Below are 18457 nucleotides of genomic sequence, written 5' to 3'. Positions count from 1 at the left end.
CTGAATGCCGCGCCGTTTGATGGGCACGTACATGCGGGAGGGACGCCGCCGCCGGGCCGGTTCCGTCAGGAAAAATGCCGTCCGGTGTGATTTTAGAAGGCGAAATCCAGGCCGATGCGCACGGTGCGGGGACGCAGCGGCGTATAATAGTCCGTGCTCAGGTCGAACGGCGTGCCGAGCGAGAAACGATTGCCGTCGCTGTCGAACAGGTTGGTGAGCGAAAGCGAGAGTTCGACCGGGCCGCGGGTGACGGCGGCGGACAGGGCCGTATCGACATAATCCCCCTGTTCGCGGCCCAATATCGGCCCGACGCCCAGGCGCGACTTGCCGACATAGCGGGCCGAGGCCGACAGGTGCAGGCGCATGTCGTCGCCCAATGGCGCGCGATAGTCGGCGGCAATCCGGCCGCCCAGATTGGCGACATTGGGCAGGGTCAGCGAGCGCCCTTCATAGGAAAGAGCGCGCACGAACTGGGCCGGCTGGGTCAGGCGGCTGTCATTATAGATGATCGAGCCGTCGAGCGTCAGCGGCGGGATCGGGCGGACCACGATCCGGCCTTCCACCGTATAGATGCGTCCATCGCCGATATTGGCGGTGGTCGGCAGGCCGATGCGGTCGGTGACGTCGGCCTGGATATCGCGCCAGTCGGTATAGGCGACATTGCCGCTGAGCGCGACCGTGTGGCGGCCCGGCACGCCCTTGCGGAAGCCCAGTTCCATGGTCGAGATGCGATCGTTACGGAAGCTGCGCGCGCGCTGATCGTCGACCGCCAGGCCGCCGGGACGAAAGCCCTGTTCGAACCGGGCATAGAGGGTGAGCCACTTCACCGCATCGCTGAGCAGCGAGAAGGAGGGGAGGAAGATGGTTTCGGAGCGATCGGCCTGCGCCTCGACACGGGCAAGGTCGGCGACGGCCGAAAGCATCGCCACCGGATCGATCGCCTCGCCGCTGAGGCGGCTGTTGGTGAGGCGTCCGCCGACGGTAGCGACCAGCCCCTGGAGCGGTTCGAACGAGGCTTCGCCGAACAGGGTCGCTTCCTTGATCCGGTTGCGCACGCCGGTGGCCGTGGCAGGACGTCCGCGACCATAGACCGGGACGCCCGGCAGGATCTCGATCGCCGGTGCACTCAGGGGGCCATAGCCGGTCAGCGACCGCTGGATGGTCGAGGTGCTTTCCAGATAGGAAACGCCCAGCAGCCAGCCCAGGCCATTGTCGAGGTCGCGGACCAGCCGGTTCTCGGTCGAGAAAAGTTCGACCTTGTTGCGCTGGCGGAACAGGGCGGGTGCGCCGCCCGGCTGGGTCGCGTCGTAGCTTTCGGCCAGGACATTGCGAACATAGCCGGTCGAGGAGACGAGGCGCAGATCGTCCCACTGATGCTCGATCCGCGCATTGGCTAGGATATAGTCGGAATGATAGGGCTGGGCGACGCTGGAGGCGCGTTCCAGTCGGCCGACCTCGCGGCTGGCATATTGGGCGTCGTCACCTTCGATATGCTGATAGGCGGTGCTGAGATCGATCGTCCAGTCGTCCGCCGGTGCGATCCGCAGCGTGGCGCGGCCGCCATAGGTGCGGGTGCGATTGACGTCATCCTTGTCGCGCAGGACATCGTCGATATAGCCGCCTTCCTGCACGCCATAGCCGACGACGCGCAGCGCCACCTTCTCGGCCACGATCGGCAGGTTGAGGATGGCCGACAGGTCGCCGCCCGGATCGCCATGCTGGGTTGCCGACACGCCGGTCGAGATCTGGCCGCCGAACTGCGCGAGATTGGGGGCGTTGGGGATGATGCGGATGATGCCGCCGAGCGAGCCGGCGCCGTAAAGCGTGCCCTGTGGCCCTTCCAGCACCTCGACCCCGCCGACGTCATAGAGGCGCAGGTCGGGATCGGGCGCGGCATAGTTGAGGCGCATGTCGCCCAGATATTGGCCGGTCGTCGCCTGGGTCGGCCCGGCGACGCCGGAATCGGCGATGGCGCGGATGAACAGCTTATTGCGGCCGGCACCGGCATGGGTGGAGCTGAGGCTGGCGACGCGCGAGAGCAGCGCGGCCGTGCCCTGTGCCGCGTCGGCGGTCTCGAATAGGCCGCCGGTCACGGTTTCGACCATGCCGGCATAGCGGGGCAGGGGAATGTCGCGCTTGGACGCAGTGACGATGATGTCGGCCGGCGGTTCCTGAACGACCGGCGCGAGTTGCACCGCTGCGGCTGGCGTCGGCGACGGGGGCGGAGTGCTTTTGCGGGCACGCACGATGCGCCAGGTGCTGGCGTCGATCTGCCGGGCCTTGGCGCCGCTGCCGCGCAGCAACTGGGAAAGGGCGCCTGCGGTCGACATCCGGCCCCGGATCGCTGGGGTGGCGATGCCGGCCAGTGACTGGTCCGACATGCCGATGCTGGCGCCGGTTTGACGGCCGAGCGCCACCACCGCCTCGCCCAGGCGTCCCGGAGCGAGGTCGATCGACTGTCTGTCCGCCGCTCGCGCAGGCGATGCGGCCGCTATGGCGAAGGCGGTGACGAAAAGGACGTCAGTTTTGCGACCCATCCCCTTCCTTCAGCAGCCATCCATTCCCCTGTCGGATGGCGGACAGCCCCATCAGGGGCGCGGCAGCGGCGAAGAAGCGGGACGGATCCCGTTCAAGCCGGATCGTGCCGGTAAAGCGCATGGCCTGCGCGCCGGGCGTCGCGGCCAGCGTCACGCCCAGCGAACGGGCGATATCCTGGGTCACGTCGCCGACCGGCGCATTGGCATAGATGAGTTGGCCCTGGCGCCAACTGGCGACGGCCTGGGGCGCGACGTCCATCACGCGCAGCCCTTCCGCGCCGTCGCTGAGCGCGCGGCCGGCGGGCAGCGAAATGGCTTCGGCCTGCGGATTGTAGATCACCTTGCCCTCGGACACGCCGATGCGGGTGGCGTTGCCGCTATGGACGATATTGAAGACGGTGCCAGCATCCTCGAACACGGCGTCGCCCACGGTTACGCGGAACGGATCGGCGGCATCATGGCGCACGGTGAAGGCGGCTTCGCCCGCGTCGAGCGCGGCAAAGCGCGCATTCTTGCGGTCGAGGCGCAGGGTGGTGCCGCCGTTCAGTTCGATCCGGGTGCCGTCGTCGAGCGCGATGCTGCGGGTTTCGCCGGGACGGGTGGTGATGCTGTAGATGTCGCTGCGGTTGAGCAGGCCGACCGAGACGGCGGCCACCAGCGCGGCGGCGATCGCGCCGCCGCCGATCCAGCGCAGCGGGCGGCGGTGACGTTCGCCGGCATCATTGGCGGCAACAGGCATGACGACGGGTTCTGCCGGAACCATGTCCGCCAGATCCGCGTCGGCCGCCATCAGCGCATCATAGGCGGTCGCGCGGGCGGGATCGCCCTCCAGCCAGATGGTGAAGGCGTCCCAGTCGTCAAATTCGGGATCGCGCGTGCGGATTACCCATCCGAGCGCCTCCTCGTTCATCATGGCCTGTGCCCTGTTCATTTCTTGCCCCTTGAAGAGCCAGACGCCGCCGATCCGCTCATTCCGTATCCAGACTTTGCTTGAGCGCAAGCATCGCCCGATAGGCCTTTTGCAGATCCTTCTCGACCGTGGTCAGGCTGACCCCCAATTCCTCCGCGATCAGCCGCTGGCCGACCCCCTCTATGCGGAAACGGCGGAACACCAGTTCGACGCGGGGGCCAAGATCGGCCAATATGCCGCGCGCCTGTTCCAGCCGCTGATTGAGGATCATGCGTTCGTCGACCGCCAGATCGTCATTCGGATCGGCCATCACGCCGCCGGCGCCTTCGGCCCAGTCCTGCTCGCGCCGCTCGCGCCGCGTGGCGGAGCGATAGCGATCGAGCATCAGGTTGTTGGCCATGCGATAGAGATAGGGCAGGGGATCGGCGACCGGCCCCAGATCCTTGGCCTCCAGCTTCATCCACATGTCCTGCAGCAGATCTTCCGCATCCTCCCCCGCACCGCGCGCGCGCAGGAAGCGCAGCAAAGCAGCGCGGTTCTGGAAGAAGATAGCAGAAAGGCCCGTGGCCATGCCTGTGGTGCGTCCGGTATTGGCGATCAGGCGGGTTGCCATAGAGGCAGGGGTGGGGTCTTGGCAATGGCAAGGCGCGGATCGACCGGTCATGGCCTGAAATCATTTACCTAGTGCGCGGCTTGCTCTAGCCCGTTCCGGATATGGCAGGAGCGGACATGGCGACAGCGAAGGTGACGGATGCAGCAGCGGCGCGGGCGGCGGGGATGGACCCTGACCGGCTGGATGCGCTGGTGGATCATCTGGACCGGACCTATGTGCAGAGCGGCAAATTGCCGCATATGCAGATGCTGGTCTCGCGCGACGAGGTGCCGTTGTTGTCGGTCAGCCGGGGGCAGGCGCGGGCGACTGGCGAGCCGTTGCAGGCCGATGCGCTGTTCCGCATCGCGTCCATGACCAAGCCGATCACCAGCGTCGCCTTCATGCGGCTGGTCGAACAGGGCAAGGTGGCGCTGGACGATCCGGTGACCGACGTGCTGCCCGAATTTGCCGACTTGCGCGTCGGCGCGGACGGAACCGGGCGGATTACGCGGCCGATGCGGATGATCGACCTGCTGCGCCACACATCGGGTCTGACCTATGGGTTGCAACGGCAGACGCCGATCGATGCGCGCTATCGCGAACTGGGGCTGGACGAGTTCCAGCAGAAGCGATCATCGGACGAATTCATCGCCGCGCTGGCCAGCCTGCCGCTGGAATTTTCGCCGGGCGAGCGCTGGAATTACGGCGTGTCGACCGATGTGCTGGGCGTGATCGTCGAGCGGCTGTCGGGGCAGGATCTGGAGACGCATTTTCGTCAGAATATCTTCGATCCGCTGGGCATGAAGGACAGTTTCTTCACCTTGCCTGAGGACCGGACCGACCGACTGACCGATGCCTGGGGGCTGGGCGAGGACGGGTTGCGGCTTCGTGACCGGGGCGCGGCCAGCAGCTGGCGGCGCAAGCTGCGTTTCCGATCGGGCGGGGGCGGGCTGATTTCCTCCACGGCCGACTATCATCGCTTTGCCCGGATGCTGCTGCGCGGTGGCGAGATGGATGGGGCGCGGCTGTTGCAGCCCGAAACGGTGGTGCAGATGCGAAGCAATCACCTGCCCGGCGGCGGCGATCTCGCCAGCATGTCGCAGGCGATGTTCAGCGAAGCCGATTATGCCGGCGTGGGTTTCGGCCTGGGCTTCGCGATGACGCTGGCGAACCAGCAATTTTACTGGGGCGGGGTGTTTTCGACCTATTTCTTCATCGATCCGGTCGAGCGGCTGATCGGCCTGTTCATGACCCAGCATCTGCCGTCCAGCACCTATCCGGTGCGGGCGGAATTGCGGGCCGGGATCGGGGCGGCGATCGTTACGCGACGCGGTCAGGGCTGAGGCAGGCCAAGCCCGCGGAAAGAAGCGGGAAAAGCCCATGCTGCGCTGCAAAAAATGGATTGGCATGGCGAAGCGCGCTGTGCCATCATCCCGGTGACTCATAGAGGGAGATCCCGGCCATGAATCTCAAGGGCGAGACGCAGCTTCCCAAGCCGGCACCCCGGCAGGTTGATCCGCAGATTCTGGCCCATGAGATTGTCGAGCGATTGACCTATCGCATCGGCAAGGATGCCAAGGCGGCCAAGCCGCATGACTGGCTGCATGCCGTTATCCTCTCGATCCGCGACCGGGTGATCGACGCCTGGATCGAGTCCACCCACAAGACCTATGAAGAGCAGGGGCGCAGGGTCTATTATCTGAGCCTGGAATTCCTGATCGGCCGGCTGATGCGCGATGCCGCATCCAATATGGAGATGCTGGACGATTTGCAGGCCGCGCTCGAATCGCTCGGCGTCGATCTGGACCTGATCGCCGCGCTGGAGCCGGATGCGGCGCTGGGCAATGGCGGCCTGGGGCGGCTCGCCGCCTGCTTCATGGAGAGCATGGCGACGGTCGACATCCCCGCCTATGGCTATGGCATCCGTTATGTGAACGGCATGTTCCGGCAGGAGATCAGCGACGGCTGGCAGGTGGAACTGCCGGAAAACTGGCTGGCGCACGGCAATCCCTGGGAGTTCGAGCGGCGCGAGGCAAGTTACGAGGTCGGGTTCGGTGGGCGTGTCGATCCGGCCGAGTGCGCGAATTGCGGCCCCTATCAGATGAGCTGGCGTCCCGCCGAACGGGTGATCGCCACCCCCTATGACACGCCGATCGCCGGCTGGCGCGGCAAGCGGGTCAATACGTTGCGCCTGTGGGAGGCGCAGCCGATCGACCCGATCCTGCTCGACAAGTTCAATGCCGGCGACCATCTGGGCGCGCTGTCCGAAAGCAACCGGGCCGAGGCGCTGACCCGCGTCCTCTATCCTGCCGACAGTTCGCCGGCGGGGCAGGAGTTGCGGCTGCGGCAGGAATATTTCTTCTCCTCCGCCTCGCTGCAGGACATTGTACGTCGGCACATTCAATATTTCGGCGACATCAGAACCTTGCCGGACAAGGCGGCGATCCAGCTTAACGATACCCATCCGGCGGTGTCGGTGGCGGAGCTGATGCGCATCCTGGTCGACGAGCATGGGCTGGATTTCGACGAGGGCTGGGACATTGTCCGTCGCACCTTCGGCTATACCAACCACACTCTGCTGCCCGAGGCGCTGGAAAGCTGGCCGGTGCCCTTGTTCGAGCGGTTGCTGCCACGGCACATGCAGATCGTCTATGCGATCAACAGCCGCTTGCTAGGCGAGGCGCGCAAGTCCGGCCAGTTCGACGATCATGCGATCGGCACCATCTCGCTGATCGACGAGGGCGGCGAGCGGCGGGTACGGATGGGCAATCTGGCCTTTGCCGGATCGCACAGCGTCAACGGCGTGTCAGCGCTGCATACCGACCTGATGAAGGTCACGGTCTTTGCCGACCTGCACAAGCTCTATCCCGCGCGGATCAACAACAAGACCAACGGCGTCACCTTCCGCCGCTGGCTGATGCAGTGCAACCATGGCCTGTTCGAGCTGATCCGTGAGGCGATCGGCGACCGCTTCATGGACGATGCCGAGGCGCTGCGCGAGCTTGACAATTTCGCCGACGACACCGCCTTCCAGGAACGGTTCCTGGCGGTGAAGCGCTTCAACAAGGTCGCGCTGGCCGACCTGCTGCGCAAGCGCATCAATGCGCGGATCGACGCCGACGCGCTGTTCGACATCCAGATCAAGCGCATCCATGAATATAAGCGGCAATTGCTCAACATCATCGAGGCAGTGGCGCTCTATGACCAGATCCGTTCTCACCCGGAAAAGGACTGGGTACCGCGGGTCAAGCTGTTCGGCGGCAAGGCGGCGCCCAGCTATCATAATGCCAAGCTGATCATAAAGCTGGCGGGCGACGTGGCCCGCGCGATCAATCATGACCCGTCGGTTCAGGGACTGCTGAAGGTGCAGTTCGTGCCCAATTACAATGTCTCCATGGCCGAGATGATGATCCCGGCCGCCGATCTGTCGGAACAGATTTCGACCGCCGGCATGGAGGCATCGGGCACCGGAAACATGAAGTTCGCGGTCAATGGCGCGCTGACCATCGGCACGCTGGACGGCGCCAATGTCGAGATGCGCGACCATGTCGGCGAGGATAATATCGTGATCTTCGGCCTGACCGCGGCCGAGGTGAACCAGCGCCGGGCCGAGGGCTATAATCCGCGCGCGGTGATCGAACAGAGCCGGGAACTGGGGCAGGCGCTCAATGCCATTGCCAGCGGCGTCTTCTCGCCCGACGATCCCAATCGCTACAAGGATCTGATCCAGGGCATTTATGACCATGACTGGTTCATGGTGGCGGCCGATTTCGACAGCTATGCCGCCGCCCAGCGCCGGGTCGATGGCATCTGGCAGGATCAGGCATTGTGGGCGAAGAAGGCGATCCACAATGTCGCGCGCATGGGCTGGTTCTCGTCCGACCGGACGATCCGCGAATATGCCGCCGACATCTGGAACATGGGATGATAAGAATGGCCGCGATCGGCGGAGACGGGAGATAGGAGCGTGCTGACGCCGGAGCAGATCGACCGGCTGGTCGAAGGGCGGGATGCCGATCCCTTCGCGACGCTTGGCGTGCATCCGGCCGATCCTGACAGCGGCAAGACCGGCTTTACCGCCTGCGTGCTGTTGCCCGATGCCGTCAGCGTCAGCGCGCAGACGCTGGATGGCAAGCCGGTCGGCGAACTGGCGCTGATCCACCCGGCCGGACTGTTCGAGGGCAAGGTCAAGATCCGCAAGCGCCAGCCGCTGCGCTATGAAGCGCAATATGCCGATGGCGGCACCTATGCGACGATCGACCCCTATGGCTTTGGCCCGGTGCTGGGGCCGATGGACGATTATTATTTCGCCGAAGGATCGCACAAGCGGCTGTTCGAGAAGTTGGGCGCGCATCCGATGGAGCATGAGGGGGTTGCCGGCACCCATTTCGCGGTCTGGGCCCCCAATGCCCGGCGCGTGTCGGTGGTCGGCGACTTCAATCGCTGGGACGGGCGGCGCGCGGCGATGCGGCACCGGCAGGATGCGGGCGTGTGGGAAATCTTCCTGCCCGAAGTCGGCATCGGCCAGCCCTACAAGTTCGAGATTGTCGGGCCGGACGGCGTGGTGCTGCCGCTCAAGGCCGATCCCTTCGCCTTCCGCTCGGAACTGCGCCCGTCGACCGCGTCGATCGTCAACGGTCCGCCCGCGCATATATGGGGCGATGCGGATCACCGCGACCATTGGCAGAAGGCCGATGCGCGGCGCCAGCCCATCTCCATCTACGAAGTGCATGCCGGATCGTGGCAGCGCGACGAAAATGGCGATTTCCTGCACTGGGACGCGCTGGCCGAGCGGCTGATCCCTTATGTTGTCGGCATGGGATTTACCCATATCGAGTTCCTGCCGATCAGCGAATTTCCCTATGACCCAAGCTGGGGCTACCAGACGCTGGGCCTTTATGCGCCGACCGCGCGCTTTGGCGATCCGGCGGGCTTTGCTCGTTTCGTAGATGGCGCGCACCGAGCGGGGATAGGTGTCCTCCTCGATTGGGTGCCGGCGCATTTCCCGACCGACGAGCATGGTCTGGCCCGGTTCGATGGCACCGCGCTTTATGAACATGCCGATCCGCGCAAGGGCTTCCAGCCGGACTGGAACACGGCGATCTATAATTTCGGCCGGCGCGAGGTGGCGGAATATCTGACCAACAATGCGCTCTTCTGGGCCGAGCGCTATCATGTCGACGGGCTGCGGGTCGATGCGGTCGCCTCGATGCTCTATCTCGATTATTCGCGCAAGCCCGGCGAATGGATCCCCAACGACCATGGTGGGCGGGAGAATGTGGAGGCGGTGGCCTTCCTCCAGGGGATGAACAAGGCGCTCTATGCGGACTCGCCCGGCGTGATGACGATCGCCGAGGAATCGACCAGCTGGCCGCAGGTGTCGGCGCCGGTGCATCAGGGTGGCCTCGGCTTCGGTTTCAAATGGAATATGGGCTTCATGCACGACACGCTGCGCTATCTGGCGCGCGAGCCGGTGCATCGGCAGCATCATCATGACGACATCACCTTCGGCTTGCTCTACGCCTTCAGCGAGAATTTCGTGCTGGCGCTGAGCCATGACGAGGTGGTGCATGGCAAATCGTCGCTGCTGCACAAGATGGCGGGCGACGACTGGCAGAAATTCGCGACGCTGCGGGCTTATTATGCCTTCATGTGGGGCTATCCCGGCAAGAAGCTGCTGTTCATGGGGCAGGAGTTTGCCCAGCGCGCCGAGTGGAGCGAGCAGCGGGCGCTCGACTGGAACCTGGTCGATCATGCGCCCCATCAGGGCGTGCAAATGCTGGTCGGCGACCTCAACCGTCTCTATCGCTCGCGGCCGGCATTGCATGCGCGCGATTGCGAGGCGGAAGGGTTTGAATGGGTGCTGGTCGACGGCGCAGCGGACAGCGTCTTTGCCTGGCAACGACGGGCGCCCGGCCACAAGCCGATCGTCGTCGTCAGCCATTTCACGCCGGTGCTGCGCCATGGCTATCGCATGCGGCTGCCCGTGGGCGGTCGCTGGCGCGAGATACTCAATAGCGATGCGTGTGAATATGGCGGCAGCGGAGCCGGCAATATGGGCGTGGTCGAGGCCGATGAGAGCGGATGGGCGAACATAACCATCCCGCCCTTCGGAACCTTGATGCTGGAACTGGACTATTGATACCGAGGAACGCGTGCAGGCGGTCGCGGGCATGAGAGAGGAGCCCTAATGCAACAACGCAATCAGCCGATCGCGCGCGACGCCATGGCCTATGTGCTGGCCGGCGGACGCGGCAGTCGCCTTGCCGAGCTGACCGACCGGCGGGCCAAGCCAGCTGTGCATTTCGGTGGCAAGGCGCGGATCATCGACTTTGCGCTGTCCAATGCGCTCAACAGCGGTATCCGCCGGATCGGCGTCGCGACCCAGTATAAGGCCCATTCGCTGATCCGGCATTTGCAGCGCGGCTGGAACTTCCTGCGGCCCGAGCGCAACGAGAGCTTCGACATATTGCCCGCCAGCCAGCGCATTTCCGAAAGCCAATGGTATGAGGGCACGGCCGACGCGGTGTTCCAGAATATCGACATCATCGAAAGCTATGCGCCGGAATATATGGTCATCCTGGCTGGCGATCATGTCTACAAGATGGACTATGAGCTGATGCTGCAACAGCATGTCGACAGTGGCGCGGATGTCACGGTCGGCTGTCTGGAGGTGCCGCGGATGGAGGCGGTCGGCTTTGGCGTGATGCATGTCGACGAGGCGGACGTCATCACCGCCTTTGTCGAAAAGCCCAAGGATCCGCCCGCCATTCCCGGTCAGCCCGACATGGCGCTGGCATCGATGGGCATTTATGTCTTCCGCACCCGCTTCCTGATCGAGCAATTGTTGCGCGATGCCGACGACAAGGACAGCAGACGCGATTTCGGCGGCGACATCATCCCTTATATCGTCAAGCACGGCAAGGCGGTGGCGCATCGCTTCTCCAGCAGCTGTGTGCGGGCGGAAAGCGAACTGGTGCCCTATTGGCGCGATGTCGGCACGATCGACGCCTATTGGCAGGCCAATATCGACCTGACCGACGTGGTTCCGAGCCTGGACCTTTACGACCGCAGCTGGCCGCTCTGGACCTATTCGGAGGTCACGCCGCCGGCCAAGTTCGTCCATAACGAGGATGGACGGCGCGGATCGGCGACCAGTTCGCTGGTGGCGGGCGGCTGCATCGTGTCGGGCTCCTCGCTGCATCGCAGCCTGCTCTTTTCCGAGGTGCGCACCCACAGCTTCTCGTCCATCACAGAGAGCGTCATCATGCCCAATTGCGTGATCGGGCGGGGCGCGCGGCTGCACAAATGCGTGGTCGATTCCGGGATCAGCATCCCGCCGGGCCTGATCATCGGCGAAGACCCGGCCTTTGACGCGCAGCATTTCCGTCGCACCGACAGCGGCATATGCCTGGTGACGCAGCCGATGATCGATCGGCTGGTGGCCTGAAACGAAGGATGAAGATGAAGCTTCTGTCGGTTGCGTCCGAAATCTATCCGCTGATCAAGACCGGGGGGCTGGCCGATGTCGTCGGCGCGCTGCCCGGCGCGCTGGCCGGCCATGATGTCGAGACCCGGACGCTGGTGCCCGGCTATCCGTCGATCCTGTCGAAGCTGGGCAAGGCCAAGGCGGTGCGCCGCTATGACAAGCTGTTCGGCGCCCCGGCGACGGTGCTGGCGGGGAAGGTCGGTGACCTCGACCTGCTGGTGCTGGATGCACCCGATTTCTATGCGCGCGAGGGCGGGCCCTATGGCGACCATGGCGGCAATGACTGGGGCGACAATTGGCGGCGCTTTGCCGCGTTGGCGCGGGTCGGGGCGGACATTGCGGCGGAGGGCGTGAAGGGCTGGGTGCCCGATATCGTCCATGTCCATGACTGGCAGGCGGCGATGACGGCGGCCTATATGCGCTTTGGCCCGGCCCATGCCGTGCCGCGCGTCGTCACCATCCATAACCTGGCCTTTCAGGGGCGGTTCGGACCGGAGATTTTTGCCCAGCTGGGCCTGCCGGCCGAAGCCTGGGGCATGGATGGCGTCGAATATTATGGCGGCACCGGTTTCCTGAAGGCGGGGCTGGTGTCGGCCGATGCGATCACCACGGTCAGCCCGACCTATGCCGAGGAAATCCGCTCGCCGGTCCATGGCATGGGGCTGGACGGGCTGATCAACGGGCGCAGCGACAAGCTGCACGGCATATTGAACGGAGTCGATACCGATATCTGGAACCCGGCCGAGGATGAACTGATCGCGCGGCGCTATAGTGCGCGCGCTCTGAGTGGACGCAGCGCCAACCGGCGGGCGCTGGAAAAGCGCTTCGGCCTGCAGCGTGACGATGCGCCGATCTTCGTCATCATCAGCCGCCTGACCTGGCAGAAGGGCATGGACCTGATGATGAACGCGATCGACCATCTGGTCGGGCTGGGCGCGAAGCTGGCGGTGCTGGGATCGGGCGATCATGCGCTGGAAGGCGGTTTTCTGGCGGCGGCGGACCGGCATTGCGGCCGGGTGGGCGTGCAGATCGGCTATGACGAGCCGCTGTCGCATCTGTTGCAGGCGGGCGGCGACGCGATCCTGATCCCGTCGCGGTTCGAGCCATGCGGCCTGACCCAGCTTTATGGCCTGCGCTATGGCTGCGTGCCGGTGGTGGCGCGGGTCGGCGGCCTGGCCGATACGGTGATCGACGCCAATGAGGCGGCGGTGAGTGCGGCCGTGGCGACCGGCATCCTGTTCGCCGGCGACGATACGCTGGCGCTGCACGGCGCGATTGCGCGGACGGTGCGGCTGCATGGCGAGCCCGAGGCCTGGCAGGCGATGCAGCGCGCGGGCATGCGCGCCGATTTCAGCTGGACGCACAGCGCGGCGCGCTACGCGGCCCTCTATCGCAGCCTGCTGGAGCGCGAAGCCGCATGAGCGCGGGCGGGTTCGGGCCGGTGATCGATGCCGGCGGAACCCGCTTTGCCGTCTGGGCGCCGGAGGCGACGCAGCTCTGGCTCTGCCTGTTCGATGCCGACGACCGGGAAACCCGCCTGCCGATGGCGCGGGGGGGAGAGGGTGTCTGGCAGGTCCATGCGCCGGGCGTCGGTGCCGGGCGCCGCTATGGCCTGCGCGCCGATGGCCCTTATGATCCCGATCATGGCCTGTGGTTTGACCCCGACAAGCTGCTGCTCGATCCCTATGCGCCGGCGATCGACCGGGCCTTCGTCCACGACCCGATGCTGGCCGCACCGCGCGGGCAGGGGGAGGACACGGCGCCGCTGATGCCCAAGGGCGTGGTCGCCGCGCCGTTGCCGCCGGTTGCGCCGAAGCCGCCGTGCTTCCAGCCGGGCGGGCTGATCTATGAATTGCAGGTGCGCAGCTTCTCGCTGTTGCATCCCGACATTCCCGAGGCGCAGTGCGGTACGATCGCCGCACTCGCCCATCCGGTGGTGATCGATCATCTCCAAAAGCTGGGTGTCGGCGCGGTCGAGCTGATGCCGATCAACGCCTGGATCGATGAGCGGCATTTGCCGCCGCTCGGCCTGCGCAATGCCTGGGGCTATAATCCGGTCAGCTATTTCGCGCTCGATCCGCGGCTGGCGCCCGGCGGGCTTGCCGAACTGCGCGATACGGTGGCGGCGCTGCACGACGCCGGGATCGGCGTGATCATGGACATGGTCTATAATCATGACGGCGAAAGCGACAGGTTGGGGCCGACCTTGTCGCTGCGCGGCCTCGATGCCCGCGCCTATTTCCGGCACGAGGCGGACGGACGGCTGATCAACGATACCGGCACCGGCAACAGCGTGGATTGCAACCAGCCGATGGTGCGCCGGATGATCCTGGAATCGCTGCGCCATTTCGTGGTGCAGGCGGGGGTCGACGGCTTCCGTTTCGATCTGGCGCCAGCGCTGGGGCGGCTCGCGGACGGGTTCGATCCTGATGCGCCGCTGTTGGCGGAGATGCGCGCCGATCCGGTGCTGGGCGACCGCATCCTGATTGCCGAGCCATGGGATATCGGGCCGGGGGGCTATCAACTGGGCCGGTTCGGGCCACCCTGGCTGGAATGGAATGACCGCTATCGCGACGATATGCGGCGTTTCTGGCGGGGCGACGCCGGTACGATCGGCGCCTTCGCCGCGCGGTTGGCGGGATCGTCGGACCTGTTCGATGGCATCACCCGCAGCGTCAATTTCCTCGCCGCCCATGACGGCTTCACTTTGGCCGACTGCACCGCCTATGCGGACAAGCATAACCTCGCCAATGGCGAGGACAATCGCGATGGCCATGGCGAGAATTTCAGCTGGAACAACGGCGTGGAGGGGGTGAGCGACGATCCGGCGGTGAACGCGGCGCGGCGGCGCGACATCAAGGCGCTGCTCTCCACCCTCTTCTGCTCGCGCGGGACGATCATGCTGACGGCGGGCGACGAGTTCGGGCGCAGCCAGATGGGCAACAACAACGCCTATGCGCAGGATAATGGCATCAGTTGGATCGAGTGGGACGCGCGCGACCGGGAGATCGAGGCGCATGCCTTTGCGCTGGGCCAGTGGCGGCGGAATTGTGCCGAGCTAACCGACGTGGCGCTGCTGGGCGAGGGCGATGTCGTCTGGCTGGACGAGGGCGGGCAGCCGCTGACCGTTGCCCAATGGGAAGACCCCGCGCGGCGGCGGCTGGTGCTGCATTTCCGGGCGTCGGGCCTCAGCCTGTGCATCAATGGCGCGGAGGAGGATTTTCTTTTCGAGACGCCTGGCGGTCCCCTGATGGTGCCGGGGCGCAGCGTGATGCCGCAACGCCGTAGCGTTATCCCGGAAGGCGCGACCGCGCCCGATTGATGCGCGGCGATCCAGCCGCCATCCTGCCCGCCGATCGGGGGCTTCCTTCGCCCGCCAAAGCATGGCTAAGCAGGGGGCAAAGGGAGCAGGACGACAGATGACGGAAGCAGGATCGGCGGCAGGACCGGGATCGGACGAGGAGCGGGATCTGCTGGGCGGGCGCTGGCTGACGGGCGATACGCCCTATGGCGCGATGATCGACCGGCTGCGCGACTTCCTGGATCATGTCGCGGCGGCCAAGCTGGACGACGCTACGGCGCAGGCGCTGGACGCGGACCTGGCCGCCTGGACGCAGCGTCTGACGCCGATGGTGGCGGACGAGGCGCATCGCATGTTCGGCCGGGTGCGCGACGCGCCGGGCCATGGCCAGGTGTTTGCGCCGGCCTTCATCCCCGATCAGATGGGCGATGATTCGCTCCATGCCCGCGTCACCTTTGGCGCCTTCCATCTGGGCGCCAACTATGCCGCCCATGGCGGGGCGGTGGCTTTGCTGTTCGACGAAATATTGGGGCTGCCGGCGAACATGAACGCGCAGCGCATGGCGCGCACCGCCTATCTGCATGTCAATTATCGGGCGATCACGCCGATCGACAAGGAATTGCAGGTGAGCGCCTGGGTCACCAAGGTCGAGGGGCGCAAGCGTTTCGTGCGTGGCGAACTGCGTGACGGCGATCTGCTGTGTGCCGACGCCGAGGGGCTGTTCATCGAATTGCTGCCGCATCAGCAATAAGGCGGGAACCATCGCCGCATTGGCCCGTTCTGTTGCATGAGGCCGCCGCACTTCCCCCCCCGCTCGGGCGGTCTCGCAGATCGGGCCCGTCGACATCCCCCCGTCGACGGGCCTTCTCTCTTTTCAGGACAATGTGACGAGCGCGCCATCCTGCGCGGCGGACTGGCGGATGGCGTCGAGTAGCGCCATCGCCGCGACGCCATCATGGAAGGTCGGGACCGGGACGCCATCGGGCATGGGCCGCCCTTCGACGCCGGCGCGTAGCGCTTCGCACAGGCGGATGAAGGGGGCGAGTTCGAACAGCATCGCCGCCTTGCGTGGGTCGTCGGTTTCGATCGGCGGCAGGCCAAGGTCGGCATCGACCGGCAGGTCGCGCACGCCATCCCGGTCGGCGATCTTCACCACCCCCTTGTCGACCCAGAGCGTGCCATGGGTGCCGGCGACGCGGCTGATATTTTCGGATGGACCCCAGACGCCGGCGCTGTGTTGAAGTACGCCTTGAGCGCCATTCTTCATGCCGAAGCGGACGACATAGCTGTCCTCCGCCGCGTCGGCCGGGCGGTCCGACACGGTGGGCAGGGTGGCGCTGAGGCTGTCGACCTCGCCCAACCAGACGCGCAACTGGTCGACCAGATGCGAGCCATGGGCGCCGAGCCAGCCGCCGCCGGCGCCGGCATCGAACCACCAGCGCGGCATGCGGGCAGCGGGATCGGCGACGATCGGCAGGACGCTGGACAGGGTCACATAGCGCGGATCGCCGATCAGCCCGTTGGCGATGGCGCGGCCGATCATCGCGCGATCGGGCGCCCAGCGAAACTCGTTGCCGATCAGATGCGTGACGCCCGCCTGTTCCGCCGCCGCCAGCATCGCGCGGGCCTCGGCCAGGTCGGCGGCCATCGGTTTTTCGCAAAGGATATGGCAGCCGCGCCCGATCGCGGTCAGGGCAAGCGCGGCATGGCTGGCGGGGGGCGTGGCGATCGTCACCGCGACCGCGCCGGTGCGGTCGATCGCTTCGCTGAGATCCGTGAAGATGTCAGCGATGTTGACAGCATCGGCGCGGCGGCGGGTGCGGTCCGGATCGGTGCCGATGAGGCCTGCCACCTCGAACCCGGCAGCGCGCAGTGCGGGGACATGGATGCGACAGCCAAAGCCGGTGCCGACGACGATCGCGCGGGGGCAGGGGGCATGGTTGATCCTTTCGGGCGGGTCAGGTGGCGGGGACGGCGGCGAAGAAGTCGATCCCGGCCTGGGTCGGGAAAATATATTCGAGATAATGGCCAAGCTCCGGCGCATCGACGAAACAGCTGTCCATGAAGCCCGGATTATGGCGGACATGGGGGACGGGCAGGCCGTCGGCTTGCGCGCGGGCGAGCAGGGCCTGCCACTGCGCGGCGTCGTGGATCAGGTAGCCCAGATGATGATGGCGCATCTGGAAAACATCGCCGGGGGCGAGCCGGTTCATGTAGATGTCCGATCCCGGCCCGGAGGCGGTCAGCAATTCATACATGACCGGACCGACCCAGGCCAGTTCGACGCGGATCTGGCCGCCGGCCGCCAGCGGTCCTTCGAGCCGACGAAAGGTGCCGATGCCATAGCGGTCAGCCAGGATCGCCTGCGCCCGGTCGATATCGTTGGTCGCATAGGCGATCTGGAAATGTTCGGCGCGCAGCACGCCCGATGCCGGGTCGACAAGCGGCGATGGTCGGCGCAACAACATGGGCGCTATCCTCTCGGCATGATCCCGTTCGCGGGATTCGGTATGAAGATAGTATATGCTATCTTTATGGGGCAAGGCGCGTACGCCCTGATCCGCCCCGGCGATATGGGACGATGATGATGCAGGAAATCGGCGTGGGCCTGATCGGCTATGGGCTTGGCGGGCGGGCGTTCCACGCGCCCTATGTGCTGGCGACGCCGGGCATGGCGCTGCGCGCGGTGGTCTCGCGCGATCCGGCCAAGGTCCATGCCGGCCTGCCGGGCATGCAGGTGGTGCCCGATGTCGATGCGCTGCTGACATTGCCGGGGATCGATCTGGTGATCGTGTGCAGCCCGGACGAACTGCATGCCGACCATGCGATCGCGGCGCTGCGGGCGGGCAAGCATGTGCTGGTGGACAAGCCCTTCGCCACAAGCCTAGCCGATGCGCGCCGGGTCGCGGCCGAGGCGGAAGGCGCGGGCAGGTTGCTGGCGATCTTCCAGAACCGGCGCTGGGACGCGGATTTCCGCACCTTGCGCCGGTTGATCGCCGAGGGACGGCTGGGCGAGATCATCCAGTTCGAAAGCCATTTCGACCGCTGGCGGCCGACCCCGGCGACGACCTGGAAGGATGCGCGGGCGGCGGGCATCTGGCAGGATCTGGGGCCGCACCTGATCGACCAGGCGCTGTGCCTGTTCGGCAAGCCCGAAGGGGTGAGCGCGGACATTGCCGCTCTGCGCGAAGGGGCGGTGTCGCCCGATTATTTCCATGTGACGCTGCGCTATCCGCGCCATCGCGTGCTGCTGCATGCGACCAAGCAGGCGGCGGCGCATGGTTTGCGCTTCGTCGTCCATGGCACGGGCGGCAGCTGGATCAAGAATGGGACCGACGGGCAGGAGGCGGCGACGGTCGCGGGGCAGCGGCCCGAGGGGGCGGACTGGGGCGTCGATCCGCAGCCGGGCCATCTGACCGATGCGGCGGGCGATAGCCATATGGTTATGAATGAACGTGGCGATTACCGGCTGTTCTGGCAGGCGCTGGCCGATGCGATCCGGGGCGAGGGCGCCAATCCGGTGCCGGCGAACGAGGCGATCGCGGTGATGGAAATATTGGAAGCAGGCCTGCGCAGCAGCGCGGAAAGGCGCGAAATCCGACCCTGATCCCCGGTCGGGGAAAGCCCC

Annotated in this window: 13 protein-coding genes; 8 read left to right on the top strand and 5 right to left on the bottom strand. The window is 65.8% G+C overall.

Going from position 1 to position 18457, the window contains the following annotated elements; genetic code table 11:
• Positions 1-92: 92 nt before the first annotated feature.
• From DIZ22_RS10100 to DIZ22_RS10090, 3 genes are read right to left on the bottom strand one after another with little or no spacing between them, the layout of a single operon-like run.
• Positions 93-2537 (bottom strand): TonB-dependent receptor, encoded by a 2445-nt coding sequence (locus DIZ22_RS10100; RefSeq protein ID WP_122928158.1) that lies wholly within the window; start codon positions 2535-2537, stop codon positions 93-95.
• Entirely contained in the window at positions 2521-3450 is a 930-nt protein-coding gene (locus DIZ22_RS10095) for a FecR domain-containing protein (protein ID WP_037507458.1), read from the bottom strand. The genes DIZ22_RS10100 and DIZ22_RS10095 overlap by 17 nt, the downstream gene beginning before the upstream one ends.
• Before the next feature lie 55 nt (positions 3451-3505).
• On the bottom strand, positions 3506-4018 hold the full coding sequence (locus DIZ22_RS10090) for a sigma-70 family RNA polymerase sigma factor (RefSeq protein WP_029547652.1): 513 nt from the start codon (positions 4016-4018) through the stop codon (positions 3506-3508).
• Positions 4019-4176: 158 nt separating this feature from the next.
• Between DIZ22_RS10090 and DIZ22_RS10085 the strand changes: the two genes are divergently transcribed.
• From DIZ22_RS10085 to DIZ22_RS10055, 7 genes are all read left to right on the top strand, one after another.
• The gene (locus tag DIZ22_RS10085) at positions 4177-5382 is read left to right on the top strand and encodes a serine hydrolase domain-containing protein (protein WP_048937292.1); all 1206 of its coding nucleotides are present in this window, start codon (positions 4177-4179) and stop codon (positions 5380-5382) included.
• A 119-nt stretch (positions 5383-5501) separates the two neighbouring features.
• A complete protein-coding gene (locus DIZ22_RS10080; protein ID WP_048937291.1) occupies positions 5502-7967 on the top strand; it encodes a glycogen/starch/alpha-glucan phosphorylase in 2466 nt (821 codons plus the stop codon).
• A 39-nt stretch (positions 7968-8006) separates the two neighbouring features.
• Positions 8007-10181, top strand: a complete 2175-nt coding sequence (gene glgB / locus DIZ22_RS10075; RefSeq protein ID WP_048937290.1) for a 1,4-alpha-glucan branching protein GlgB — start codon at positions 8007-8009, stop codon at positions 10179-10181.
• Between the two features lie 48 nt (positions 10182-10229).
• Positions 10230-11489 carry a glucose-1-phosphate adenylyltransferase gene (gene glgC / locus DIZ22_RS10070; RefSeq protein ID WP_048937289.1) on the top strand — a complete coding sequence of 420 codons (1260 nt, stop codon included), beginning with the start codon at positions 10230-10232 and terminating at the stop codon, positions 11487-11489.
• Between the two features lie 8 nt (positions 11490-11497).
• Entirely contained in the window at positions 11498-12949 is a 1452-nt protein-coding gene (gene glgA / locus DIZ22_RS10065; protein WP_122928157.1) for a glycogen synthase GlgA, read from the top strand.
• Complete coding sequence (gene glgX, locus DIZ22_RS10060) at positions 12946-14850, top strand: glycogen debranching protein GlgX (RefSeq protein ID WP_122928156.1); 1905 nt, start codon at positions 12946-12948, stop codon at positions 14848-14850. The genes glgA and glgX overlap by 4 nt, the downstream gene beginning before the upstream one ends.
• A gap of 97 nt (positions 14851-14947) precedes the next feature.
• Positions 14948-15580, top strand: coding sequence for a PaaI family thioesterase (locus DIZ22_RS10055; protein WP_048937286.1), 633 nt, complete (start codon positions 14948-14950; stop codon positions 15578-15580).
• Between the two features lie 123 nt (positions 15581-15703).
• Here DIZ22_RS10055 and DIZ22_RS10050 read toward each other — a convergent pair whose 3' ends face one another.
• Together DIZ22_RS10050 and DIZ22_RS10045 are read right to left on the bottom strand one after the other, a co-directional pair.
• The gene (locus DIZ22_RS10050) at positions 15704-16747 is read right to left on the bottom strand and encodes a Gfo/Idh/MocA family oxidoreductase (RefSeq protein ID WP_276309033.1); all 1044 of its coding nucleotides are present in this window, start codon (positions 16745-16747) and stop codon (positions 15704-15706) included.
• 40 nt (positions 16748-16787) lie between these two features.
• The gene (locus tag DIZ22_RS10045) at positions 16788-17297 is read right to left on the bottom strand and encodes a hypothetical protein (protein ID WP_048937284.1); all 510 of its coding nucleotides are present in this window, start codon (positions 17295-17297) and stop codon (positions 16788-16790) included.
• A 113-nt stretch (positions 17298-17410) separates the two neighbouring features.
• Here DIZ22_RS10045 and DIZ22_RS10040 point away from each other — a divergent pair, with 113 nt between their 5' ends.
• Positions 17411-18436 (top strand): oxidoreductase, encoded by a 1026-nt coding sequence (locus DIZ22_RS10040; protein ID WP_122928155.1) that lies wholly within the window; start codon positions 17411-17413, stop codon positions 18434-18436.
• Positions 18437-18457 lie beyond the last annotated feature (21 nt).

Origin of the sequence: Sphingobium sp. LF-16, from assembly GCF_003711185.1 — a bacterium.
Classification (GTDB): Bacteria; Pseudomonadota; Alphaproteobacteria; order Sphingomonadales; family Sphingomonadaceae; genus Sphingobium; species Sphingobium yanoikuyae_A.
Note: the sequence above shows the minus strand (reverse complement) of the source record. Positions and strands in the feature narration are given on the sequence as shown.